Here is a 22,001-nt window from a genome sequence, read left to right as displayed (position 1 = left end):
GGCTAGCCCTCGTCGACGGGTGCTGACAGGTTTTCGAGCCATGTCAAACCGGTAGCAACACGACCGTCCAGCCACACTCGCGCGCTGTCGACCTGGGCCACATAGGCGCTGAGAAATGGATCGACCTGCGGGACAGCCCGCGCGATGTCAGGTGCAAAGACATAGATCGCCCCAAGGATCACTGCGAGCAGGATCATCAGCATGAAACCGCGGCGAAAGCCGGACTTGCGGGGTGCTGCCTCAGCCGGGTCCGTTGCCACATCTGCCGCGGGTGCGGTTTGACGGTCACCGGTCGAGCGCAGTGTCGAATTGATCTCTTCGATGTCCGGCAGCAGATCGCGCCGGGACCCGATGGCTGCTGCCGTTGCAGCCGCTTCCGAAACGTGTTCGGGACCGCTGTCTTCGCCCCGCATACGTGCCATTCGTTCTCGGGCTTCGCGGGCCCGGCGGTCTGAATCCGTTTCGGCGCTATCCAGGCCAAGGTCCGGCTGGCTTTCAAGGCTTTCCGCCTCGGTTGCACGGGCTTGTGCTTCGATCTCTGCTTCTTGTCGCAGGATGTCCGCGATGGACGGATCAAGTTCGCGCCGCTGGTGGTCCGGCGCATCGACGCGTTCTTCGTCTTCGACCGGTGTGTCATCCGGCGGAGCCAGATCCGCGGGTGCGTCGGCCTCCTCGGGTTCGTCGGGTGCGTAGTCGGGATGATGCTGAAACCAGGTCTGCCCGCAGTTCGAACACTGCACGTCGCGTCCCTCTGAGGGGATCACGTCATCTACAACCTCGTATTGCGCATCGCAATTGGGACATATCAGCCGCATTTTGGGTCCTGCCTCGGTTTTGTGTATCACCATATGTTGTAGGAATTGTTCAGAAAAGACATAAGTGCGACCACCGGTGTCGCAGCATTCAGATTGAATCCGGCATGGTGCTGAGGCACAACAGGTCCCAAAGGGGCGGGGGCACACGTGATCGAGCTGGAAAATGTAGCTTACAGCTATGGCGGTGGTGAATTGCTGTCCGATATTTCGGTCAAGCTGGCGCCGGGATCATTTCACTTTCTGACCGGCCCATCGGGCGCGGGCAAGACGACGCTGCTCAAGCTGTGTTATGGCGCCTTGTTGCCCACTGCCGGCCATGTGCGCCTGTTTGAACGTGATGTACGTGCCCTTGAACGCGATGATGTTGCGATGATCCGGCGCAAGGTTGGCGTTGTGCATCAGGATGTGCAGTTTCTGGATCATTTGAGCGTATCGGACAATGTTGCTTTGCCGCTGACCGTTTCCGGGCGGCACGCTGATGCCGCCAACGGGGATCTGACAGAGCTGATGGCATGGGTGGGTCTGACCAATCGCGCCGACGCCATGCCACCCGAACTGTCCGGGGGTGAACGTCAACGCGCTGCCCTCGCACGGGCCGTCATTATGTCGCCCGACGTGGTTTTGGCCGATGAGCCCACCGGCAACGTGGATTGGGAGATGTCCCAGCGGTTGCTGACTTTGCTGGTCGAGTTAAACAAGATGGGCAAGACTGTACTGATTGCAACGCACGACCTGTCCCTGATCCGTGCAGCCAAGGCGCAGGTGCAGGCACGGGTGTTGCGCATCTCGAACCGGCGGGTGCAACTGGCGGGGGCGGATTTGTGACGTTTGATCGGAACACTTTGCGCGCCCTTCTTGTTGGCGACCGCCATGCGGACCGAGTTGTGCCGCCCACGGGCTTTACGGCCCAGCTGACCTTGTTCGTATCAGGAGCGATGGCGTTTCTGGCCGTATTTGCCCTGGCCCTATCCCTTGCGTCCGGCCGGTTGGCCGACCGTTGGGGGGACGAACTGGCGCGCACGGCGACCATTCGCATCGTCGCACCCGAAGATCAGCGAGCGATCCAAACCGCGGCAGCGATCGAGGTACTTTCCACGACCCCGGGTATCGCATCGGCCCGTGCGCTGACGGATGAAGAGCAACAGGCGTTGTTGGCCCCCTGGTTCGGGCAGGATCTGCCACTGGACACGTTACCGGTGCCCCGGTTGATTGAAATCGAAGCAGCCGAACAGGGGTTTGATGCGACGGGCTTGCGCCTGCGTCTGGCGGCCGAGGTGCCGGGGGCGGTACTTGATGACCATGGCCGCTGGCGTGCTCCGCTTGTGTCTGCGGCGCAACGCTTGCGCCTTTTGGGCTGGACGGTCGCTTTGCTGATCCTTGGGGCTGTCGCCGCCATGGTGACACTGGCGGCCAATGCGGCGCTGGCGGCCAATGCACAGGTCATTGCCGTGCTGCGCCTTGTGGGTGCAACAGACAGTTACATTGCCAATGCCTTTGTCCGGCGGTTTACGTTGCGAGCCCTTGTCGGTTCTGCTGTGGGGGTGGTGATTGGTGTGATTGCCGTTTGGCTGATGCCTTCAGGGGGGGATACACCCGGTTTTCTGACGGGGTTTGGCTTTGCCGGCGCGGGGTGGCTGGCACCCCTGTTTCTGCCCCCCGTTTGCGGGGCGGTGGCTTTGTTTGCCACAGCCTATGCGGCCAGCCGCGCTTTAAGGACCCTTACATGATCCAATACTTTCGATCCCTTTTCTTCGTGGGCCATATCTATGTCATGATGCTGCTGGTTGGTGTGGCCTTTGCCCCTTACGCTATTGTCAGCCGACACGGCGCCCGTGCCGCCTGCAAGACATACAGCCGCTACGTGTTCTGGTCCATGCGCTGGATGGTCGGCATCCGGGCCGAGGTGCGCGGGGCCGTCCCCGACGGTGAAGTGCTGATCGCGGCCAAGCATCAGTCTTTCCTGGACATCATGATGATTTTTACAGCGCTGCCGTCTGCCAAGTTCATCATGAAACGCGAGATCCTTTGGACACCCATCATTGGTTTATATGCCAAACGTCTTGAATGCGTGCCCGTTGAACGTGGCAAGCGGGGCGCTGCGATTGCCAAGATGGTCCAGGACGTCGAAGCCGGGCGTGCGACACCGGGGCAGTTGATCATCTACAGTCAGGGCACAAGGGTCGCGCCCGGTATCAAGGCGCCTTACAAGGTTGGAACGGCGATCCTGTATGAACAGTTGAACCAGCCCTGTGTGCCGGTTGCGACCAATGTCGGTGTATTCTGGCCCCGCAAGGGAATTATGCGAAAACCGGGCACAGCCGTGGTTCAATTTCTGCCTCCGATCACGCCGGGCAAGGATCGGGAAACGTTCCTTGCTGAGCTAGAGGAAACGGTCGAGGCGCAGTCTGATGCACTGATGCGTCAAGGAGGGTTTGAGCCCAATGGAGTTCATCAAAAACATCCCGGCGCTTGAAGCGCTCTATGGAATCCCCGGGCAGCCATCATTGCGCAAGGTGGCTGACCATCTGACACCGCTGTATGCCAAGTGGATCGCAGCCTCGCGTTTTGTGGTGCTGACGACGGTGGGGCCGTCAGGGACGGACGGCAGCCCACGTGGCGATGATGGGCCGGTGGTGTTGCAGCTTGATCCAAAGACGCTAGCACTGCCCGATTGGCGCGGGAACCAGCGGCTCGACAGTTTGCGTAATATTGTCGACGACGGTCGCGTATCGTTGATGTTCATGGTGCCCGGATCGAACACGGTGGTGCGTGTGAATGGTGAAGCGCGGCTGACAATAGACGAGAGGCTGCGTCAGCGGTTCGAACAGAAGGGGCGAAATCCGGCGACGGTGATCGTGATCCGCATCGGTGAAGTGTATACACAATGCGCCCGGGCGCTGATCCGGGCAGGCCTATGGTCGCGCAATGATGCTGAGGGGCTGCCAACACCGGGTGAGATCCTTGCAGAGGTATCTGAGGGCGAGGAAGGCGGCGCACCTTACGATGCCGCATGGCCCGAGCGCACCGCCCGAACCATGTGGTAGTTTGACATAAAGTGTCCCCGCGGGGACAGAATACGTGAGTTTAGGGGATCAGCACCTGATCGATTGCGTGGATCACGCCATTAGAGGCGAAGATGTCGGGCTGGATTACATTGGCATCGTTCACCTTCACGCCTGAACCAAATTTGCCCACGATCCCGTTCACATCCAGAGTGCCCCCTTGCACCGTTGCGACGTTCTGCCGGGTGCCCAGCACATCTCCGGCGGTAATTTGGCCCGGTACGACGTGGTAGGTCAGGATACTGACCAGCTGATCTTTGTTCTCGGGTAAGAGCAGGTTGTCCACTGTTCCTGCGGGCAAGGCGGCAAATGCGTCGTTGGTTGGTGCGAAGACCGTGAAAGGGCCGGGACCTTTGAGCGTATCGACAAGTCCGGCTGCCTGAATTGCCGCCACCAGGGTCGAGAAGTTCGGATCGCCCGCGGCGATATCGACGATGTCGGGGTCTTGCGGTTGCGCACATGCGGCAATTGTCAGCAGGGCAGCGCCGCCCCCAATCAGTTTCAAAGTGCTGCGACGATCCATGATGATATCCTCTTGTCGTTTAGAAAAGGTCTTTCAGCCCGAACGAGCTTCCCTATCAAGGAGCGCGGTTGGCCAAAAAGGAAATGACACCCCCCCCCTCTGACATAGGCATGAACGCGCCATACGCGGATTTGCTCCGAGGGCACGCCCGTGCGGTGGCGGATGGTTGCCTGTTTTGCCTTTGAATTACGAACGGATGGACACGCAACTCGATCCTATGAGCCGGTTTCGATCCAAATATACAGGGCCGCCCCCCAGAAACGGCCCTGTATCGCGCGCCTGCTGCGGCTGCCGTCAGCTATGGATCGCCCCAAGGCCACAAGCCAGTGCCGCTTCGCGTACTGCTTCGGAATAGGTGGGGTGGGCGTGGCAGGTCAGAGCCAGATCCTCGGCCGAGGCACCGAATTCCATCGCCACGCAGACCTCGTGGATCAGGTCGCCCGCGCTTGGCCCGATGATATGTGCGCCAAGGATACGGTCGGTTTCAGCATCAGCCAGGATCTTGACGAAGCCATCTGCCGCAAAGTTCGCCTTGGCCCGACCATTCCCCATAAAGCTGAATTTGCCCGCCTTGTACTTGCGTCCTTCGGCTTTCAGCATCTCTTCGGTGGCGCCGACATTGGCGACCTCCGGGTGAGTGTAGATCACGCCGGGGATCACACCGTAGTTCACATGTCCATGCTTGCCTGCAATCTGATCGGCGGCGGCCATGCCCTCGTCCTCGGCTTTGTGGGCCAGCATCGGTCCCTCGATCACGTCGCCGATGGCATAGATGCCGGGGATATTGGTCTGCCAATGGGCGTCGACCGCGATCTGACCCCGGTCGGTCATCTTGATGCCCAGAGTATCCAGCCCCAGCCCGTCGGTGTAGGGTTTGCGGCCCGTGGCAACCAGAACCACGTCGGCGTCCACAACGTGCTCACTGTCATCCTTGCGCAGCTTGTAATGTACCTTGGCCTTGCCCTTGGCGACATCCACCTTTTGCACGGCGGCCCCCATGGTGAAGCCAAGCCCCTGTTTGATCATGATCTTCTGGAACTGGCGCTGCACCTCGGCATCCATGCCGGGGGTGACGGTGTCAAGGAATTCGATCACCTGCACGTCTGAACCCAGCCGCTTGTAGACCGAGCCAAGTTCAAGCCCGATAACGCCTGCGCCGATGACCACCATTTTCTTGGGCACCTTGCCCAGCTCCAGCGCGCCGGTGGAACTGACGACAATCTTTTCGTCAATCTCGATCCCTGGCAGGGTCGCAACATCGGACCCGGTGGCGATGATGATGTTCTTGGCCTCGTGGACCTCGTCCCCGACCTTGACCTTGCCCGCCTCGGGGATGCTGCCCCATCCCTTGAGCCAGTCGACCTTGTTCTTCTTGAACAGGAATTCGACCCCCTTGGTGTTCTGGCCGATCGTGTCGGTCTTGTATTGCAGCATCTGCTTCCAATCGACGGATGGCGATTTGCCCTTGAGACCCATGGCACCGAAATTGTGTTCGGCCTCGTGAAGCATGTGGGACGCGTGCAGAAGCGCCTTGGAAGGTATGCAGCCCACATTCAGGCAGGTGCCGCCCAGCGTCTCGCCCCCCTCGACGCAGGCGGTTTTCAGGCCGAGCTGTGCGCAGCGGATGGCACAGACATAGCCGCCGGGGCCGGAGCCTATGATGATTACGTCGTAAGAAGCCATGGGTAAGGTCCTTTTGTTATGCGTTGGACCGGGGGCCAGCCCCCGGACCCCTGTGGTATTTTCAGCCAGAAGAAGGGATGAGTGCCGCGATCAGCATAAGTGTTGTGGCAGTGAACCCGGTAAACCAGATCAGCGATCGCCAGGGGATCAGGCCGAAATAGTAGGCCGGGATGTAGAGGATGCGGGCAATGAGATAGGTCCATGCGCAGACGGCTGTTAAGGACGTGGATTGATCCGACAAGGTGATGACCACGCATGCAATGGTGAACAGCGCGAGGCTTTCGAAGTGGTTGTTCCACGCCCGGATCAGCCGCGCCGTCTTGTCCGATACCTGATCCTGGATGTCGCCACCCATTCGGTTGCGGTCGCGGGGAGACAGCGTTTTGCCCTGCGGCAGTTCGATATTGGTTGGCAGCGCCATCAGGTAAAACTGGAGAACCTGTAAAAGGGCAGCGAGCGTGAGTGCCGTGAGCTCGGGGGTCATGCCGTACCTCCAGTGCTTGTATTCCATGTCCAACTGCACTCGCGTTTGGACGCGACGTATGGTGCCCGGATATGTGATGCGATCGGGATCATGCGCCCAGAAGTGGCAGGATCATAAGCGCGAGGCCAGCCAGCGATGCGAACCACGCGATGGAGCGGATCATTGGGATGCCTGAAGCATAGGCCGGGATGTAGACGACACGCGCCCAGAACCAGAGTGCAGCGCCCGTGGCCGTGGTGGCCGTGCCGAGGTCGGTGACCTTGAGCATCAGGGCGAGCGCGATGAAGGCCGGGAGGGTTTCGAGGTAGTTTTTGAGGGCGCGCTGGATGCGGCCCGCGATCTGGTTCTGGTCACGCTGCTCATCTTGTGGGCCAAGTGCCCAGCCGAGACCTTTCGACAGGTCTGAGAAGGTGGCCTGCAGGAGCGCGTGGGCGATCAGGAGGAGGACCGCGTAGGTGAGGTAGGTGAGTTCTGGGGTCATTTTTTAAAGCTTTGCTTGCTACGCGCTTTATGGTCTTGCGTCATTTCTTGGAGCGCTCCGCCCATTGCTGGATGAAAAACCAACTTAGCGGATGTTAACAAAGGGACGAGAAAGAAAATCGTTCCCGAAATTGCGAGTACTGGGCGGGCAATCACTGCTTCCACATAGCCCCGTGAGTCTGCGGCATATGCACCACTACAGATCAGTATCAGGGCCCACCAGACTTTCAGCGTGACACCCAATTTGGGCGCCGCAAAAGACAGCCCAAGAACCGGTTTCGAAAACCAGAGTGCAACAGTACATCCGATCAAGACAATGATACCGGACCAAAACGCTAGAACTGGACTGGATAAAGAACCTCCCGGGATAATCGCAGCAAAACAGGCGACAGCGCCGACTAAAAAGAGAATTGCCCGGGTTCCATAGTACAGACGAATTTTTCCGAAATCCTTTTTGGGGATGTCATAAAACGTCGGTGCACCGTGTCTGTTTGGTTGGTCTTGTTGCATCACAAATCCATCAACAGACGCCGCGGATCTTCCAGGGCCTCTTTCACACGCACCAGGAACGTTACCGCCCCTTTGCCGTCAACGATCCGGTGGTCGTAGCTGAGGGCGAGATACATCATCGGCCGGACCACCACTTGGCCGCCGATGGCCATGGGACGGTCCTGGATCTTGTGCATGCCTAGGATGCCCGACTGTGGCGGGTTCAAGATGGGTGAGGACATGAGCGAGCCATAGACGCCGCCGTTCGAGATCGTGAACGTGCCGCCCTGCATTTCCGCCATGGATAGCTTGCCGTCGCGGGCGCGGGCACCCTTTTCGGCGATGGCCTGTTCGATGGTGTGGAACGACATTGCATCCGCGTCGCGGATCACTGGCACCACAAGCCCCGTGGGCGTGCCGGCGGCGATGCCCATGTGCACGAAGTTCTTGTAGACGATGTCGGTCCCGTCAATCTCGGCATTGACCTCGGGCACTTCTTTCAGCGCGTGGCAGCACGCCTTGGTGAAGAAGGACATGAAGCCCAGCTTGACCCCGTGTTTCTTCAGGAACAGGTCCTTGTAGTCGTTCCTGAGGGCCATCACCTCGGTCATGTCCACCTCGTTGTAGGTGGTGAGCATGGCGGCGGTGTTCTGGCTGTCCTTGAGGCGCTTGGCGATGGTCTGCCTTAGCCTTGTCATTTTCACCCGTTCCTCGCGTGCGGCATCGTCTGCGGCCACGGGTGCGCGGGGTGCTGCCACTGGTGCCACCGGCGCGGGTGCAGTGGCTGCCGCTGCGACGGCTTTGGCCACATCCTCTTTCATCACGCGGCCATCGCGACCCGTTCCGGTGACCTGATCGGCGCTGATCCCGGCCTCGGCCATTGCCTTCTGGGCGGAGGGTGCGTTTTCCACGTCCGAACGACCTGTCCCCGCGGGGACGGCGGCCTGTGCGGCCTCTGATGCGGCCGCGACAGGTGTTGCGACTGCGCCGGAGGATGAGATCACGGCCAATTTGGCCGATGCGTCGACAGTTGTGCCTTCGGGTGCCGTGATTTCGGCAAGAACACCAGCCGCAGGGGCGGGTACTTCGACGCTGACCTTGTCGGTTTCCAACTCGCATAGCATTTCGTCTTGCGCGACGGCGTCACCGACGGCTTTGAACCATGTGCTGACCGTTGCTTCGGTTACGCTTTCGCCCAATGTGGGGACCATGACATCGACGCTGTCACCGCCTGTGGCGGGGGCTGCGGCAGCTGGTGCTGCCGCTTTCGGCTCGGCTTTGGGGGCGTCGCTGGATGCCGCTGCGGCTCCGCCTTCGGCGATATTGGCAAGCAGAGCGTCAACACCTACGGTTTCCCCTTCGGCAGCCACGATATCGGCCAGGGTCCCCGCCACGGGGCTGGGCACCTCGACCGTGACCTTGTCTGTTTCCAGCTCGCACAGCATTTCGTCGACCTGAACGCTATCGCCGGGTTTCTTGAACCATGTGGCGACGGTGGCTTCGGTGACGCTTTCGCCCAGTGTAGGCACGCGGACTTCGGTGGTCATTGTCTTATCCTTCGATGGTCAGCGCTTCGTTCACGAGCGCGGCTTGTTGGGCTTTGTGCTGGCTGGCCAGACCTGTAGCGGGGCTGGCGGAGGTGGCGCGGCCCACGTAGGCAGGGCGCTGATGCTTGGCTTTGATCCGGGTCAAAACCCATTCGATATTGGGTTCGATGAAGGACCAGCCGCCCTGGTTCTTGGGTTCTTCCTGACACCAGACCATTTCGGCGCCCTTGAACCGCTCCAGTTCCTTGACGAGGCTGATGGCGGGGAAGGGATAGAACTGTTCGACCCGCATCAGGTACACGTCATTGATGCCACGGGCGTCCCGCTCTTCCAGCAGGTCGTAGTAGACCTTGCCGGAACACATCACGACGCGCTTGATCTTGTCATCCTTGACCAGCTTGGTGTCTGAATTGCCCTGTTCGGCGTCGTCCCACAAAACCCGATGGAAGGACGATCCTGTCGTGAATTCCTCGGCCTTGCTGACGGCCAGCTTGTGCCGCAAGAGAGACTTGGGCGTCATCAGGATCAGCGGCTTGCGGAAATCGCGGTGAATCTGGCGGCGCAGGATGTGGAAATAGTTGGCGGGCGTCGTACAATTGGCGACGATCCAGTTGTCCTGACCGCACATCTGCAAAAAGCGTTCAAGGCGGGCGGATGAGTGTTCCGGTCCTTGTCCTTCGAACCCGTGTGGCAGGAGGACGGTCAGTCCGGACATGCGCAGCCACTTGCTTTCGCCCGAACTGATGAACTGGTCGAACATGATCTGAGCGCCGTTGGCGAAGTCGCCGAACTGTGCTTCCCATAGCGTCAGGGCATTGGGTTCGGCCATAGAGTAGCCGTACTCGAAACCCAACACTGCGTACTCCGACAGCATTGAGTCAATCACTTCGTACTGGGCCTGACCCGCGCGGATCTGGTTGAGAGGATAGTACCGCTCTTCCGTTTCCTGATTCACGTAGCCCGAGTGCCTTTGACTGAATGTGCCGCGTGTCGAATCCTGCCCAGCCAGGCGCACCGGGTACCCTTCGGTCAGAAGCGAGCCGAAGGCCAGCGCCTCACCCGTGGCCCAGTCAAATCCTTCGCCGCCGTCGAACATCCTTTTCTTGGCATCGATCAGGCGACCCACGGTCTTGTGCATCGGGAAGCCGTCTGGCGTGGAGGTCAGCGCCTTACCGACATCAGCCAGTGTTTCTGGCGCGATGGCGGTTTTACCGCGCTGGTAATCTTCCTTGTTCTTGTCGAGATGGGACCATTTGCCGTCCAGCCAATCGGCCTTGTTGGGTTTGTAGTCCTTGCCCGCCTCGAACTCATCATTCATCCGGGCTTGGAAGGCGGCTTTCATATCCTCGATCTCGCCCTCGGGGATCAGGCCATCACGCACCAGGCGTTCGGTGTAAAGCGTGAGCGTCGTTTTGTGCTTCTTGATCCGCTTGTACATCACCGGGTTGGTGAACATGGGCTCATCGCCCTCGTTATGGCCGAACCGGCGGTAGCAGAAGATATCGATCACCACGTCCTTGCGGAACTTCTGACGGAACTCGGTCGCGACCTTGGCCGCGTGTACCACGGCCTCGGGATCGTCACCGTTCACATGGAAGATCGGCGACTCAACCACCAGCGCGTTATCTGTGGGATAGGGGGAAGAGCGCGAGAAGTGCGGCGCCGTGGTGAACCCGATCTGGTTGTTCACCACGATGTGCATGGTACCACCCGTCTTATGACCGCGCAGGCCTGACAGCGCGAAACACTCGGCTACGACACCCTGACCTGCAAAGGCCGCGTCGCCGTGGAGCAAGATCGGCATCACGGTCGTGCGTTCGTGGTCGTTGTTTTGGTCCTGCTTGGCGCGTGCCTTGCCCAGCACCACAGGGTTCACGGCTTCGAGGTGTGAAGGGTTTGCGGTGAGTGACAGGTGGACAGTGTTGCCATCAAACTCGCGGTCAGACGACGCACCGAGGTGGTACTTCACATCGCCCGAGCCGTCGACATCTTCGGGCTTGAAACTGCCGCCCTGGAATTCGTTGAAGATCGCTTTGTAAGGTTTGGCCATCACGTTCGCTAATACCGACAGGCGCCCCCGGTGGGGCATGCCGATCACGATGTCCTTAACGCCAAGTGCACCGCCGCGCTTGATGATCTGCTCCATCGCGGGGATCAGACTTTCGCCGCCATCCAGACCGAAGCGCTTGGTGCCCATGTATTTGACATGCAGGAACTTCTCGAATCCTTCGGCTTCGACCATCTTGTTCAGGATCGCCTTGCGGCCTTCGCGGGTGAACTGGATTTCCTTGCCCAGCCCTTCGATTCGTTCCTTGAGCCAGCTGGCTTCCTCCGGGTCCGAGATGTGCATGTATTGCAGGGCAAAGGTGCCGCAATACGTGCGCTTCACGATCTCGACAATTTCGCGCATGGAGGCCACTTGCAGACCCAGCACGTTGTCGATGAAGATAGGCCGGTCCATGTCAGCTTCGGTGAAGCCGTAGGATTTGGGGTTCAGTTCGGGGTGCGGGGTCTGGTCGCGCATGCCCAGCGGATCAAGGTCGGCCACAAGATGGCCCCGGATGCGGTAGGCCCGGATCAACATGAGGGCGCGTATGCTGTCGAGCACGGCCCGCTTGATCTGGTCGTCGCTAACCTCAACGCCCTTTTCCGCTGCCTTCGCCTTTATCTTGTCACCAGCGCCCTTGACCTCTGCGGGGGCGGCCCATTCGCCGGTGAGTGCTTGGGTCAGGTCATCGCCCGGAACCGGAGGCCAGTCGGCGCGCGCCCAGGACGGCCCCTCCGCCTCGCGTTTGACGCTGACCTCATCATCGCCCATCGCCTTGAAGAACGCCTGCCAGCTTTCATCGACCGCGCCGGGGTCATTGGCGTAGCGGGCGTACATCTGTTCGAGGTACTCCGCATTGTGCCCCTGCATGAAAGACGAGGCATGGAACTGGTCGTTGGGAGATTGGTCGGTCATGTTTTCACCTCAGGAGCAAATGATCTCTGCGCGGTTATGTCCGCGCAGTTTATCGAACAAGGTCGGCTGCAATTCTGAAATTGATCGTGTGCCATGTCCGCAGAGAGACGTGGCGAAGTCCTGCAATGCCATTGCAGAAATCTTGGCGGGATCAAATGACACGATGTTAGGATCGCTTGGGAAGTCTACCAAAATGACTCTCAGACCTTCCGGCGTTGTTTCTCTTTGTTGAACGGTACGTTCCGGGCCGGTTATCGCGAACCAAAACAACCCTGCAAAGCTTCCCAACATCGCGAACACTATCAAGAGAGCAGTTTTCATGTTTTGCTCCCCGCCCGGCGGCACCGCCGGGCATGCCCTCTCAGTCCTGATGCCAATCGTTGCAGCATAACTAGCCTTTTATCGCCTCCATAACGGCCTCACCCAGCGTTGCGGGGCTGTCGGCCACCACGATGCCAGCCGAGCGCATGGCTTCAATCTTGTCCTCGGCGCCGCCTTTGCCGCCAGCGACAATCGCGCCTGCGTGGCCCATGCGGCGGCCCGGAGGGGCGGTGCGGCCTGCGATGAAACCGGCGGTGGGTTTCCAGCGGCCTTTCTTCTTCTCGTCAGCAAGGAACTGGGCGGCGTCTTCTTCTGCGGAGCCGCCAATCTCACCGATCATGATGATGCTTTCGGTCTCGTCATCGGCCAGGAACATCTCGAGCACGTCGATATGCTCGGTCCCCTTGATCGGGTCGCCGCCGATGCCTACGGCCGACGATTGGCCCAGGCCCATATCCGTGGTCTGTTTCACAGCCTCATAGGTAAGCGTCCCCGAGCGGCTTACGACACCCACGCTCCCGCGCTTGTGAATGTGGCCGGGCATGATGCCGATCTTGCAGGCGTCGGGTGTGATAACGCCGGGGCAGTTGGGGCCGATCAGGCGGCTCGACGAGCCTTCCAACGCGCGCTGCACCTTCATCATGTCCAGAACCGGGATGCCTTCGGTGATGCAGACGATCAGGGGCATTTCGGCGTCGATGGCCTCAAGGATCGAGTCAGCTGCAAAGGGCGGGGGCACGTAGATGACGGACGCATTGGCGTCGGTCACGTCCATCGCTTCGTGGACTGAGTTGAAAACAGGCAGGTCCAAATGCGTCTGACCACCTTTGCCTGGGGTGACGCCACCGACCATCTTGGTGCCATACGCGATGGCCTGCTCGGTGTGGAACGTGCCCTGTGAGCCGGTCAGGCCCTGGCAGATCACCTTGGTGTTTTCGTCAATCAATACGGCCATTGTGGTCGTCTCCTTCGGGGGTGTTCGTGATGCGGGAATGGCGTGTCATGCGGGGGCAGGCCCCTTGCGCAACAGCGCCCTGATATTGTCGTCGACGTGCAAGCCGACGCGGTTGACCAGTTGGACGGTAAAGTCCAAGCGGCGTGCACTGTCGCGCAAACAGGTCGGGTCGCAACTGTGGCAGGGGCGCAATTCGGTCATTCGGATAACCTCATCCCGGCGGGCAGACGATCTACGGCGATAAAGGTTCGGTCGTCACGCGTGCCAATGTGCACAACTGCGATGCGCCCACGCAGCAATTCACGCCCTTCGATGTATTCAGTACCATCCACAGCCGCGTAAGGTGCAGGCAGCGGAATGGGTGTGCCGAAAACCGGCGGCCTGGCCATCTTGGCCTGAATCGCGCGCATGGCGGTCTGACCATGGTTGCCGGCAAAATCCACTGCACAGCGGCGCTCTGCATGGTCTGGCGTGCCGGGCGCCGGGGCCAGGGACTTGTCCCAGAAGGTGAGAGTAAATGACAGCGGACTGCCGGCGACGCTTTCCATGTTGGTGCGCGCCTGTTCGACGGTCTGCCCGGCTTTGAAGCAGAAAGACACGAACGAATCGATGGCCGGATGCGCCCCGGCCGCTGTAGCCCAAAGCGCGAAGCTCAGCAGGTATGCCCCCCTTACTGCCAAACGATCCACGCTCCTGCTCCAAACGCATTTTTGCGCACGTGCAATGTTGTGCTTCCGGGTGCGCCGACTATTTGCCAGCTTTGTTGTGCACGACCCTGCGGCGCGATTTGCTTGAGGCCAAAACCGGACGCGACCAAAGCGTCGGCCTTGGCTTGCGCAACGGTACCTGCGTTCGCACCTATCGTGGAGACTCCGCAACGTGCACGGTTGTTCCCACCAGAATTCACATCTGTTTGTACCCGTATCGGACCGTCTGGAATACCGCCGACCAGCACTTCATTGCCGGAGCGAGCAGAACGGTCGCGCGCAGGCACGTCAAAATCGCGCAGATTGACGGCGCGCATGCGGTTTGAAAGGCCGCTCACATCAGGTATGGATGCCACGCAAATGTCCGCAAACGCCTGAACACCACGCGCACGTCGCGTGGATGGTCGGGCGCGGCTCGGTACCGACGCCACTGTCGTGACGGACGCGCCGGGCGCCGCGCTCCCAGATACGACAGACCGGATTTCCGACGTCGGAATCTCTTGTGCGGCGCGCACCCGAGGTGCGCTTCCTTCACGCTGCTCCAACCATACCGCCGTTGACGCAAGGCCAATCGGTGGAAGCCCGGCTTGGGTGGAAATGTCTGGCCGTCGTTCCGTGCTGCAGGCAGCGAGAATCAAGACAGCCGCGACGGTCAGACCAGCACGCCACATCACACTTAACCTTTGACTGCTTTCACGATTTTCTGGGCGCCGTCCTTGAGGTCGTCTGCGGCAATTACGTCGAGGCCGGAGTTGTTGATGATATCCTTGCCCTGCTGAACGTTCGTGCCCTCAAGCCGGACAACCAGCGGCACTTGCAGGCCCACCTCTTTCACCGCGGCGACAACGCCCTCTGCAATCACATCACAGCGCATGATGCCGCCAAAGATGTTCACAAGGATCCCTTTGACGTTCGGATCCGAGGTGATGATCTTGAAGGCTTCGGTCACCTTCTCCTTAGTAGCGCCGCCGCCCACGTCGAGGAAGTTGGCAGGCTCAGCACCGTAAAGCTTGATGATATCCATTGTCGCCATGGCCAGACCCGCACCATTCACCATGCACCCGATCTCGCCATCCAGCGCGATGTAGTTCAGGTCGTATTTGGAGGCAGCGAGTTCCTTCGGGTCTTCTTCGGTCTCGTCACGCAGCTCGTTGATGTCGGCATGGCGGTATATGGCGTTGCCATCGAAGGACACCTTGGCGTCCAGCACTTTCAGATCGCCGCTGTCGGTCAAGATCAGCGGGTTGATTTCAAGCATCTCCATGTCTTTTTCCATGAAGGCTTTGTACAGTAAGCCCATCAGGCCCACGCATTGCTTGATCTGCTTGCCTTCAAGACCCAGCATAAAGGCTATACGACGACCGTGATAGGCTTGGTAGCCGGTGGCTGGATCGACGCTGAAGCTCAGAATTTTTTCGGGCGTTTCGGCGGCCACCTCTTCGATGTCCATGCCGCCCTCGGTCGAACAGACGAACGATACGCGGCTGGTGACGCGGTCGACCAGCAGAGCCAGGTACATCTCGGTCTCAATGCCGGAACCGTCTTCGATATAGATGCGGTTCACCTGTTTGCCGGCGGGACCGGTCTGGTGGGTAACGAGCGTGCGCCCCAGCATCTTCTTGGCTTCTTCTGCGGCCTCCTCGACCGACTTGGTCAGGCGTACGCCACCCTTGTCGCCAGCATCTGCTTCCTTGAAGCTGCCTTTGCCGCGGCCACCAGCATGGATTTGCGCCTTGACCACCCAAAGCGGTCCATCAAGCGCACCTGCTGCTGTCTTGGCTTCCTCTGCACGCAGGACAACGCGCCCGTCCGAGACAGGCGCCCCGTAGCTGCGCAAAAGAGCTTTGGCCTGGTATTCATGGATGTTCATGGCGGTTTGATCCCGTATAGATACGTCAACGTTGGGCCTATACGACCAAGACTGAACGACGCGTAAACGGAAAATATGTCGCAGTGGCGGTTTTGTGCGCGAAAATCGAACATTTGTGATCACTGCATTAAATCGTGTGATCACAAAATTGATTTGAGAAAGGAATCAGATCTGTGCTGCCGCAATTTCCTGTAAAACCTGAGGAAAATGGCGTGCGCTGGGGCGTGGTCCTGACCGTGAACGAACCATCGGCTTTGGTTGAAAGCAATGTGCGATGGCATCTTGCGACCGGCGCAAAGGCAGTTTTCGTGTTTCTTGATGACCCGCACGATCCGTCAAAAAATATACTTCAGGGCATCCCGGGTTGTACGGTTCAACTCTGTGATGACACGTATTGGCAGGCCCGAAGGCCAGAAAAGGGGCGCCCACCATCGCAGATGCGACGGCAAACGATCAATGCCAACCGGACGCAAAACCGGTGCGATCTTGATTGGTTGTTTCACATCGATGCGGATGAGTTCATCTGGCAAGATGGTGACCTGGGGGCCGAACTAACTACGCACGAGGATCCCCGCACCGAGCTGAACCTGCCGGTTTGTGAACGGCTCTTTCCAACCGGGCAGCAGCAATCCCTTTTCGAAGGCGCATTTCGGGCCACATCCGACCTGACACCCGAAAATGCCGAAACTGCTTTTGGCCTTTATGCGCCTTTCATGAAACGGGGACAGTATTCGCACGGTGCGGGAAAAAGTGGCGTACGGGTCGGTGCCGGCTTGCGGCTTGGTGTGCACAACGCAACACGCATCGGGTCAGAAGGACGGCAAAGACGGGCAGCCAAGCGCATATCGACAACGTCACGCGTGTTGCATTTTGATGGGCTGACACCCCTGCACTGGTTGACGAAGGTGTTACGCTATCGGCAAATCTCACCAGAGGTTCAGTCCAAGATCCTGCAGCCGCATCGGGCCGGACAGATTGCCTGGATGATGGAACGCGCAGATACAGTGGACACTGCGCTGCAAGCCCATCACTCCATGTTTGCACTGACGGACGAACGGCGCGCGCAGTTGGATGCTTTTGGATTGCTGCGCGATATCCCATTCGAACCTGATCAGGTTTTGGGAGCACATTGCCCGGATCTTGATCCTTGCACCTTTGATGCGGATTTGATCCGCCGCAATCCTTGGCTGAGCGGTGTGATGGGAGACTAGGGCGTGGCCGTATCGCCATTCCGATAGGAGCGCCACTTGGTGTAAAGAACGTATAGCAACGCGACCTGTGGGACAGCTGTCACAAGAAAAGGCAGACTCGCAGCAACATCGATGATCACAAGAGCGCCAACCGCACCGAGAATGCGATTGCGGTCCTTCTTGAATTTCTTACGAGCGGGCGTGTCCGCGTCCCGCTCAGTTTCTTCAAGCGCGGGCGGAACCTCTTCAGCCCGTGCAACCTTGGGACCGAGGTTATCCAGATGGCGCGGCGCGGTTACGCCCTCAGCCACCACGGCGTACACACCGACCTCTTCCGCGAGGTGTTTTGGCGTGGCGGGTCCAAGCGGGCGCAATTCGACAGTCCCCAGCTTGCCATGCGCATGGTCATAGACATGTTGCGAAATCAGGATGCCGCCGACATCGGCCATCTCTTGCAAACGGGCGGCAAGGTTCACACCGTCCCCCAGCAAATCGGGTCCTTCGATGATCACGTCGCCCAGATGGATACCCAATCGAAAGGCCAGAAGGTCCGCACGTGCGTTCAGCGTGCGCTGTATTTCGACGGCGCATTTTACAGCGCCGACGACAGACGGAAAATCAACGATAAGACCATCGCCCGAGGTGTTGGCAATGCGACCGCCACAGTCTGCAATCGCGCTGTCGATGACGTCGCGGGTTGCCCGTAACGCGCGCACCGTGCCTTCTTCATCCCGGCTCATCCGGCCAGAATAGTTGGCCGCATCCGCGGCCAGAATGGTGGTCAGCTTTCGTTCGATGGGGCGCGACTGAGGCATGTGAACCATATACACATTAAAAGGGCCGGATGCGACGGCATCCGGCCCTTTAATTCGCGACCGCAGCAAATTTTATGCGAGGCTGTCGTCGATGCCTTTACAGGCCTCCATCAGACCTTGGACGGCCTTGACCGAGGTGTCGAACATCTCTTGCTCTTCCTTGGTGAGCTTGATGTTGACGATCCGCTCGATCCCGCCCGCTCCGATGACGGTGGGCACGCCAACATACATGCCTTTCAGACCGAAATCGCCATCACAATGGGCGGCGCAGGGCAGCACGCGCTTTTGATCCTTGAGGTATGCTTCGGCCATTTCGATGCCAGCTGTTGCGGGTGCATAGAAAGCAGAACCGGTTTTCAGCAGGCCAACAATCTCGGCACCGCCGTCGCGGGTGCGCTGCACGATGGCGTCCAGTTTTTCCTGCGTGGTCCAGCCCATCTTGACCAGATCGGGCAGCGGAATGCCCGCAACAGTCGAATAGCGGACCGAGGGCACCATCGTGTCGCCATGGCCGCCCAGCACAAAGGCTGTGACGTCTTTCATGGACACGTCGAACTCATCGGCCAGGAAATGGCGGAAGCGGGCACTGTCGAGCACACCGGCCATGCCGCAGACCTTCTCAGCTGGCAGGCCAGAGAATTTCTGCAAGGCCCAAACCATCGCATCAAGCGGGTTGGTGATGCAGATAACAAAGGCGTCGGGTGCGTTGGCGGCAATGCCTTCGCCCACGGATTTCATGACTTTGAGGTTGATGCCCAGCAGGTCATCGCGGCTCATGCCCGGCTTGCGGGGGACGCCTGCGGTGACGATGCATACATCCGCGCCTGCGATGTCGGCGTAGGATTGCGTGCCTTTCAGCTTGGCATCGAACCCTTCCGAAGGGCCGGACTCCGCGATGTCGAGGGCTTTGCCCTCGGGGGTGCCTTCGGCAATGTCAAACAGGACAACGTCGCCCAGCTCTTTCAAAGCTGCGAGGTGGGCAAGTGTCCCGCCGATTTGACCGGCGCCGATCAGGGCAATCTTGGGTCTGGCCATGGGTGAAAATCTCCGCACTAGGGGTTTTTGCTGGCGCGGTGCCTAGCGCGAGATGGGGCCTCACGCAAGGGTGCCGCACCGCAGCGTATCGCGACAGGCCTGCTGGTGCATATCACATTCGCGCGCTAAGGGTGCAGGACAGCACTGTTTTTCAAAGGGTCGTGCGGGCGTGAACCTGGATCTGTGGTTTTTTGCAATCGCTGCACCGGCGGTGGTCTTTGCGGGGGTTTCCAAGGGCGGTTTCGGGTCTGGCGCATCCTTTGCGTCCGCTTCGATTCTGGCGTTGGTGATTGAACCGGGCATGGCGTTGGGGGTCGTGTTGCCCCTGCTGATGCTGATCGATGCAGCGACGCTCAAACCGTATTGGGGCAAGTGGGATTGGCGCGTGTCGGCGTTGATGATTGCGGGCGGGTTGCCAGGCGTCGCGCTTGGCGCGCTGTTGTATTCGCGTACCGAACCGGACGTGTTCCGAGTGTTGATCGGCGTGATCTCTGTTGGCTTTGTAATCCGGCAGGTCGGGCGCAGCCGGGGCTGGATCAGGACGGCGTCGCGCGCCTTGCCTAAGTGGGTCGGTGTGCTGACGGGCACAGTTGCGGGCTTCACCAGCTTCGTCAGCCACGCGGGCGGACCGCCTGCCGCCGTGTACCTTCTGTCTCTGCGTCCCTCAAAGACGGCATACCAAGCCAATACAGTGCTTATCTTCACTGCGATCAACATTTTCAAATTCATACCCTACGCCTTTCTGGGCATGTTCACGGCGCAAACGGCAGTTGCGAATTTTGCGCTCGCGCCCTTTGCACTGCTGGGGGCTTGGCTTGGCGTGCGCGCGCATCACCTGGTGCCAGAACGCGCGTTCTTTTTGCTGACCTATGTGCTGTTGGTGATGACGGGTGCAAAGCTGATCTGGGACGGTCTGACATGAGTACCCGGACCCTCACAGCGGCTGATACAGCACAGGCCCTGACCTTGTATCGGCATCTTGTCGGGGATCAACTGCTCGCGTCCGGCGCGGCATTTGCGGACTTGCTCGACCACCCCGGTACATTTGTCTGGGGCGCATTTGAAGCGGATCATCTACTGGCCATGGCGACACTACACATTCTGCCGAACATGACACAGGGTGGCCGACCGTACGCGTTGGTCGAAAACGTGGTCACGCACCCTGAGTATCGTGGGACTGGGCAGGGGCGGCGGGTCATGCAGGCGGTGATCGATGCAGCGTGGGCTGCGGATTGCTACAAGATCATGCTCCTGACCGGGCGCTCGGCAGAAGCCAGAGGCTTCTACGAAAAACTGGGCTTCGGCGCGGACGAGAAATGGGGCATGACCATTCGCCGTGCTCCTGTGCGTTGAAGGTAATGACGGATCATGATCCGCCTTACGAAGGGTCGGAGAAGCTTGTTTTCGGCCCCGGGCAATGCAAAGGCGCACCCAGGTGCGCCTTACAAGGCACTGTCAGGATGCTGTAAGGTGGACATGTCGTCCGCCGCACCGGTTCAGGCGTCGCTACCCATGGCAGGCAAGGCTTCGGCGAGCGTTTCATAGGCCTGGCCGCTGGCAACAAGGCAGGTCACCCCGTTGGGCGTTGTCACTGTGATCGTCCACGATCCGCTTTCGTCCGAGGCAAAAACCTCGATCACCGAATTATTGGCCCCAAGGCCCATGGATTGGCGTGTCTCGCCATAACCTTCGGCGAGGCGGCTCACCACGATATCGCGCGGCCCGCAATTGCGGCCCTGCTGCGCCTGTGCCGCATAGAAAGGTGAACAGTCATGGCATCCAAGACGACACGGTTTTTCGAGATCATTCAGCTATTGCGCGACGCCAAGAAACCGCTTTTGGCGCGTCATCTAGCAGCGACCCTCGAAGTGTCAGTCAGAACCGTCTATCGAGACATTGCCAGCTTGCAGGCCATGCAAACCCCGATACTGGGGGAACCCGGTATCGGTTATGTTATGCGAAAGGGCTACGACCTTCCTCCGATCAACCTGGACGTCGATGAAGCAGAGGCCATTGCGGTTGGTTTAAGCCTTGTTGCACGCACGGGCGATCCCGGTTTGTGGCGCGCAGCGGGGCGGGCCTCACGAAAACTGCATGAGGCGGCACCGGGGACACGAAAGCTCGTTATCTCATCGTGGGGCGTCGAGACTGAGCCGCCGATAGATCTGTCAGGCCTTCGCGCTGCGATCCGCTCGGAAACCAAATTGGAGATTTTCTATCGAGATGCGGAGGAACGTGAAACCCACCGCATCATCTGGCCGCTTGTTCTCATTTATTATGTGGACAATGTCATGATCGTTGCGTGGTGTGAGTTGCGCCAAAGCCTGCGCCACTTTCGCGTTGACCGTATTGCCCACGGCGATTTCTTGTCGGCCGATTTTAAGGGCGAAGGGGACGCCCTTATTGCGCAGTGGGAAAATACGCAAAAGAATGAGACTGTTTCGACAAAGGACTTCTAGCGCAGAAAAGCCGCCATTGGAGCAGCCGCAGCGAAAGAGTGCTTTGTCCCGCATTGCAGTCATCGATGCACTGCGCAGCGAAGGTCCGGTTCGAGAGTGCGGGCAATCTCACTAAGACTGTGCGCACAACCAAGTGAGACCGGGCTGCTTAGTCCTTTGGGAATATGCATCACCCGTCAGAGTCTTGCTCAGCGTCAAGCTGATCGTTCTGGGACTTCGCCCGCAATGACGCATCTTTCAGCTCAATCTTTTCACTTGAATGCACCAGCCTGTCCATGATGGCGTCGGCGGTCGCATCACCGCCGAGATAGTCGTGCCATTTTGAGACTGGCATCTGGGCCGCGACAATCGTGCTGCGTCGACCGACACGACCTTCGCTGCGCAGTGCATCGATGGCTGCAGTGCGGACAAAACTGCCGTTGCTGGAAGGCAATCCAATGACTGGTTTCACAAATCAAGTGAGCATTCAAAATCTCTATCCGTTTGATTGGTTTTTAAAAGCACGGCCCGCAAACGCTGAGGTGATACAACAGGTGTTTGTTGCTGCATGATTGCCACGGTCATAGCGACAAGAAACATGACGGATCAAACTACTTGCGCGAAC

General features: G+C 59.3%; 26 protein-coding genes. 8 read left to right on the top strand and 18 right to left on the bottom strand.

Annotated elements, in window-relative coordinates:
- Positions 1 to 2 precede the first annotated feature (2 nt).
- Positions 3 to 815: a zinc-ribbon domain-containing protein gene (locus tag Q1A75_RS03520; protein WP_299546604.1), complete on the bottom strand. Its 813-nt coding sequence runs from the start codon at positions 813 to 815 to the stop codon at positions 3 to 5.
- A gap of 147 nt (positions 816 to 962) precedes the next feature.
- On the opposite strand from Q1A75_RS03520, the gene Q1A75_RS03515 reads away from it, so the two are divergent.
- Genes Q1A75_RS03515 through Q1A75_RS03500 form a run of 4 tightly spaced genes read left to right on the top strand, consistent with a single transcriptional unit; the run spans position 963 to position 3,859 of the window.
- Positions 963 to 1,640, top strand: a complete 678-nt coding sequence (locus tag Q1A75_RS03515; RefSeq protein ID WP_299546602.1) for an ATP-binding cassette domain-containing protein — start codon at positions 963 to 965, stop codon at positions 1,638 to 1,640.
- The gene (locus Q1A75_RS03510) at positions 1,637 to 2,542 is read left to right on the top strand and encodes an FtsX-like permease family protein (RefSeq protein WP_299546600.1); all 906 of its coding nucleotides are present in this window, start codon (positions 1,637 to 1,639) and stop codon (positions 2,540 to 2,542) included. The genes Q1A75_RS03515 and Q1A75_RS03510 overlap by 4 nt, the downstream gene beginning before the upstream one ends.
- On the top strand, positions 2,539 to 3,288 hold the full coding sequence (locus Q1A75_RS03505; protein ID WP_299546598.1) for a lysophospholipid acyltransferase family protein: 750 nt from the start codon (positions 2,539 to 2,541) through the stop codon (positions 3,286 to 3,288). The genes Q1A75_RS03510 and Q1A75_RS03505 overlap by 4 nt, the downstream gene beginning before the upstream one ends.
- Positions 3,257 to 3,859 (top strand): pyridoxamine 5'-phosphate oxidase family protein, encoded by a 603-nt coding sequence (locus tag Q1A75_RS03500; protein WP_299546596.1) that lies wholly within the window; start codon positions 3,257 to 3,259, stop codon positions 3,857 to 3,859. The genes Q1A75_RS03505 and Q1A75_RS03500 overlap by 32 nt, the downstream gene beginning before the upstream one ends.
- 40 nt (positions 3,860 to 3,899) lie before the next feature.
- Here Q1A75_RS03500 and Q1A75_RS03495 read toward each other — a convergent pair whose 3' ends face one another.
- The 13 genes from Q1A75_RS03495 to sucC all read right to left on the bottom strand — a co-directional run bounded on the left by Q1A75_RS03495 (position 3,900) and on the right by sucC (position 15,898).
- Positions 3,900 to 4,400, bottom strand: a complete 501-nt coding sequence (locus tag Q1A75_RS03495) for a fasciclin domain-containing protein (RefSeq protein ID WP_299546594.1) — start codon at positions 4,398 to 4,400, stop codon at positions 3,900 to 3,902.
- Positions 4,401 to 4,694: 294 nt separating this feature from the next.
- Positions 4,695 to 6,083, bottom strand: a complete 1,389-nt coding sequence (gene lpdA, locus Q1A75_RS03490) for a dihydrolipoyl dehydrogenase (protein WP_299546592.1) — start codon at positions 6,081 to 6,083, stop codon at positions 4,695 to 4,697.
- Between the two features lie 61 nt (positions 6,084 to 6,144).
- Positions 6,145 to 6,567, bottom strand: coding sequence for an MAPEG family protein (locus Q1A75_RS03485; RefSeq protein ID WP_299546590.1), 423 nt, complete (start codon positions 6,565 to 6,567; stop codon positions 6,145 to 6,147).
- A gap of 88 nt (positions 6,568 to 6,655) precedes the next feature.
- Positions 6,656 to 7,048 (bottom strand): MAPEG family protein, encoded by a 393-nt coding sequence (locus tag Q1A75_RS03480; RefSeq protein WP_299546588.1) that lies wholly within the window; start codon positions 7,046 to 7,048, stop codon positions 6,656 to 6,658.
- The gene (locus tag Q1A75_RS03475) at positions 7,045 to 7,557 is read right to left on the bottom strand and encodes a hypothetical protein (protein ID WP_299546586.1); all 513 of its coding nucleotides are present in this window, start codon (positions 7,555 to 7,557) and stop codon (positions 7,045 to 7,047) included. The genes Q1A75_RS03480 and Q1A75_RS03475 overlap by 4 nt, the downstream gene beginning before the upstream one ends.
- Positions 7,557 to 9,083: a 2-oxoglutarate dehydrogenase complex dihydrolipoyllysine-residue succinyltransferase gene (gene odhB / locus Q1A75_RS03470; RefSeq protein WP_299546585.1), complete on the bottom strand. Its 1,527-nt coding sequence runs from the start codon at positions 9,081 to 9,083 to the stop codon at positions 7,557 to 7,559. Before odhB ends, Q1A75_RS03475 begins: the two co-directional genes overlap by 1 nt.
- 4 nt (positions 9,084 to 9,087) lie before the next feature.
- Positions 9,088 to 12,045 (bottom strand): 2-oxoglutarate dehydrogenase E1 component, encoded by a 2,958-nt coding sequence (locus Q1A75_RS03465; RefSeq protein ID WP_299546584.1) that lies wholly within the window; start codon positions 12,043 to 12,045, stop codon positions 9,088 to 9,090.
- A 9-nt stretch (positions 12,046 to 12,054) separates the two neighbouring features.
- Positions 12,055 to 12,366 carry a hypothetical protein gene (locus Q1A75_RS03460; RefSeq protein ID WP_299546583.1) on the bottom strand — a complete coding sequence of 104 codons (312 nt, stop codon included), beginning with the start codon at positions 12,364 to 12,366 and terminating at the stop codon, positions 12,055 to 12,057.
- A gap of 70 nt (positions 12,367 to 12,436) precedes the next feature.
- The gene (gene sucD / locus Q1A75_RS03455) at positions 12,437 to 13,321 is read right to left on the bottom strand and encodes a succinate--CoA ligase subunit alpha (RefSeq protein WP_299546581.1); all 885 of its coding nucleotides are present in this window, start codon (positions 13,319 to 13,321) and stop codon (positions 12,437 to 12,439) included.
- A 45-nt stretch (positions 13,322 to 13,366) separates the two neighbouring features.
- Positions 13,367 to 13,522 carry a hypothetical protein gene (locus Q1A75_RS03450; protein WP_299546579.1) on the bottom strand — a complete coding sequence of 52 codons (156 nt, stop codon included), beginning with the start codon at positions 13,520 to 13,522 and terminating at the stop codon, positions 13,367 to 13,369.
- On the bottom strand, positions 13,519 to 14,010 hold the full coding sequence (locus tag Q1A75_RS03445) for a hypothetical protein (RefSeq protein WP_299546577.1): 492 nt from the start codon (positions 14,008 to 14,010) through the stop codon (positions 13,519 to 13,521). Before Q1A75_RS03445 ends, Q1A75_RS03450 begins: the two co-directional genes overlap by 4 nt.
- Positions 13,992 to 14,699 (bottom strand): hypothetical protein, encoded by a 708-nt coding sequence (locus Q1A75_RS03440; protein WP_299546575.1) that lies wholly within the window; start codon positions 14,697 to 14,699, stop codon positions 13,992 to 13,994. Before Q1A75_RS03440 ends, Q1A75_RS03445 begins: the two co-directional genes overlap by 19 nt.
- A 5-nt stretch (positions 14,700 to 14,704) precedes the next feature.
- Positions 14,705 to 15,898, bottom strand: coding sequence for an ADP-forming succinate--CoA ligase subunit beta (gene sucC / locus Q1A75_RS03435; protein ID WP_299546573.1), 1,194 nt, complete (start codon positions 15,896 to 15,898; stop codon positions 14,705 to 14,707).
- A gap of 173 nt (positions 15,899 to 16,071) precedes the next feature.
- On the opposite strand from sucC, the gene Q1A75_RS03430 reads away from it, so the two are divergent.
- Complete coding sequence (locus Q1A75_RS03430) at positions 16,072 to 17,109, top strand: glycosyltransferase family 2 protein (RefSeq protein ID WP_299546571.1); 1,038 nt, start codon at positions 16,072 to 16,074, stop codon at positions 17,107 to 17,109.
- On the opposite strand, the gene Q1A75_RS03425 is transcribed toward Q1A75_RS03430, so the two are convergent.
- Both Q1A75_RS03425 and mdh read right to left on the bottom strand, forming a co-directional pair.
- A complete protein-coding gene (locus tag Q1A75_RS03425; RefSeq protein ID WP_299546569.1) occupies positions 17,106 to 17,903 on the bottom strand; it encodes an adenylate/guanylate cyclase domain-containing protein in 798 nt (265 codons plus the stop codon). The genes Q1A75_RS03430 and Q1A75_RS03425 overlap by 4 nt on opposite strands.
- A 72-nt stretch (positions 17,904 to 17,975) precedes the next feature.
- Positions 17,976 to 18,938: a malate dehydrogenase gene (mdh, locus tag Q1A75_RS03420; RefSeq protein ID WP_299546567.1), complete on the bottom strand. Its 963-nt coding sequence runs from the start codon at positions 18,936 to 18,938 to the stop codon at positions 17,976 to 17,978.
- Positions 18,939 to 19,107: 169 nt separating this feature from the next.
- On the opposite strand from mdh, the gene Q1A75_RS03415 reads away from it, so the two are divergent.
- Positions 19,108 to 19,860: a sulfite exporter TauE/SafE family protein gene (locus Q1A75_RS03415; protein WP_299546565.1), complete on the top strand. Its 753-nt coding sequence runs from the start codon at positions 19,108 to 19,110 to the stop codon at positions 19,858 to 19,860.
- Positions 19,857 to 20,291 carry a GNAT family N-acetyltransferase gene (locus Q1A75_RS03410; protein ID WP_299546563.1) on the top strand — a complete coding sequence of 145 codons (435 nt, stop codon included), beginning with the start codon at positions 19,857 to 19,859 and terminating at the stop codon, positions 20,289 to 20,291. Before Q1A75_RS03415 ends, Q1A75_RS03410 begins: the two co-directional genes overlap by 4 nt.
- 143 nt (positions 20,292 to 20,434) lie before the next feature.
- Here Q1A75_RS03410 and Q1A75_RS03405 read toward each other — a convergent pair whose 3' ends face one another.
- Entirely contained in the window at positions 20,435 to 20,749 is a 315-nt protein-coding gene (locus tag Q1A75_RS03405) for a hypothetical protein (RefSeq protein WP_299546661.1), read from the bottom strand.
- Between Q1A75_RS03405 and Q1A75_RS03400 the strand changes: the two genes are divergently transcribed.
- Complete coding sequence (locus Q1A75_RS03400) at positions 20,711 to 21,397, top strand: YafY family protein (RefSeq protein WP_299546562.1); 687 nt, start codon at positions 20,711 to 20,713, stop codon at positions 21,395 to 21,397. The genes Q1A75_RS03405 and Q1A75_RS03400 overlap by 39 nt on opposite strands.
- Positions 21,398 to 21,566: 169 nt before the next feature.
- Here the strand turns inward: Q1A75_RS03400 and Q1A75_RS03395 are convergent, their stop codons facing one another.
- Positions 21,567 to 21,830, bottom strand: a complete 264-nt coding sequence (locus Q1A75_RS03395) for an ATP-binding protein (RefSeq protein WP_299546560.1) — start codon at positions 21,828 to 21,830, stop codon at positions 21,567 to 21,569.
- Positions 21,831 to 22,001 lie beyond the last annotated feature (171 nt).

The organism is uncultured Tateyamaria sp. (assembly GCF_947504105.1).
Classification (GTDB): domain Bacteria; phylum Pseudomonadota; class Alphaproteobacteria; order Rhodobacterales; family Rhodobacteraceae; genus Tateyamaria.
Note: the sequence above shows the minus strand (reverse complement) of the source record. Positions and strands in the feature narration are given on the sequence as shown.

Bases quoted from the DNA above. Each gene is read 5' to 3' on its own strand.
- Q1A75_RS03520 (WP_299546604.1), bottom strand. From the start codon at position 815: ATGCGGCTGATATGTCCCAATTGCGATGCGCAATACGAGGTTGTAGAT.
- Q1A75_RS03505 (WP_299546598.1), top strand. From the start codon at position 2,539: ATGATCCAATACTTTCGATCCCTTTTCTTCGTGGGCCATATCTATGTC.
- Q1A75_RS03500 (WP_299546596.1), top strand. From the start codon at position 3,257: ATGGAGTTCATCAAAAACATCCCGGCGCTTGAAGCGCTCTATGGAATC.
- Q1A75_RS03495 (WP_299546594.1), bottom strand. From the start codon at position 4,400: ATGGATCGTCGCAGCACTTTGAAACTGATTGGGGGCGGCGCTGCCCTG.
- lpdA (WP_299546592.1), bottom strand. From the start codon at position 6,083: ATGGCTTCTTACGACGTAATCATCATAGGCTCCGGCCCCGGCGGCTAT.
- Q1A75_RS03485 (WP_299546590.1), bottom strand. From the start codon at position 6,567: ATGACCCCCGAGCTCACGGCACTCACGCTCGCTGCCCTTTTACAGGTT.
- Q1A75_RS03480 (WP_299546588.1), bottom strand. From the start codon at position 7,048: ATGACCCCAGAACTCACCTACCTCACCTACGCGGTCCTCCTCCTGATC.
- Q1A75_RS03475 (WP_299546586.1), bottom strand. From the start codon at position 7,557: ATGCAACAAGACCAACCAAACAGACACGGTGCACCGACGTTTTATGAC.
- odhB (WP_299546585.1), bottom strand. From the start codon at position 9,083: ATGACCACCGAAGTCCGCGTGCCTACACTGGGCGAAAGCGTCACCGAA.
- Q1A75_RS03465 (WP_299546584.1), bottom strand. From the start codon at position 12,045: ATGACCGACCAATCTCCCAACGACCAGTTCCATGCCTCGTCTTTCATG.
- Q1A75_RS03460 (WP_299546583.1), bottom strand. From the start codon at position 12,366: ATGAAAACTGCTCTCTTGATAGTGTTCGCGATGTTGGGAAGCTTTGCA.
- sucD (WP_299546581.1), bottom strand. From the start codon at position 13,321: ATGGCCGTATTGATTGACGAAAACACCAAGGTGATCTGCCAGGGCCTG.
- Q1A75_RS03450 (WP_299546579.1), bottom strand. From the start codon at position 13,522: ATGACCGAATTGCGCCCCTGCCACAGTTGCGACCCGACCTGTTTGCGC.
- Q1A75_RS03440 (WP_299546575.1), bottom strand. From the start codon at position 14,699: ATGTGGCGTGCTGGTCTGACCGTCGCGGCTGTCTTGATTCTCGCTGCC.
- sucC (WP_299546573.1), bottom strand. From the start codon at position 15,898: ATGAACATCCATGAATACCAGGCCAAAGCTCTTTTGCGCAGCTACGGG.
- Q1A75_RS03425 (WP_299546569.1), bottom strand. From the start codon at position 17,903: ATGCCTCAGTCGCGCCCCATCGAACGAAAGCTGACCACCATTCTGGCC.
- mdh (WP_299546567.1), bottom strand. From the start codon at position 18,938: ATGGCCAGACCCAAGATTGCCCTGATCGGCGCCGGTCAAATCGGCGGG.
- Q1A75_RS03410 (WP_299546563.1), top strand. From the start codon at position 19,857: ATGAGTACCCGGACCCTCACAGCGGCTGATACAGCACAGGCCCTGACC.
- Q1A75_RS03400 (WP_299546562.1), top strand. From the start codon at position 20,711: ATGGCATCCAAGACGACACGGTTTTTCGAGATCATTCAGCTATTGCGC.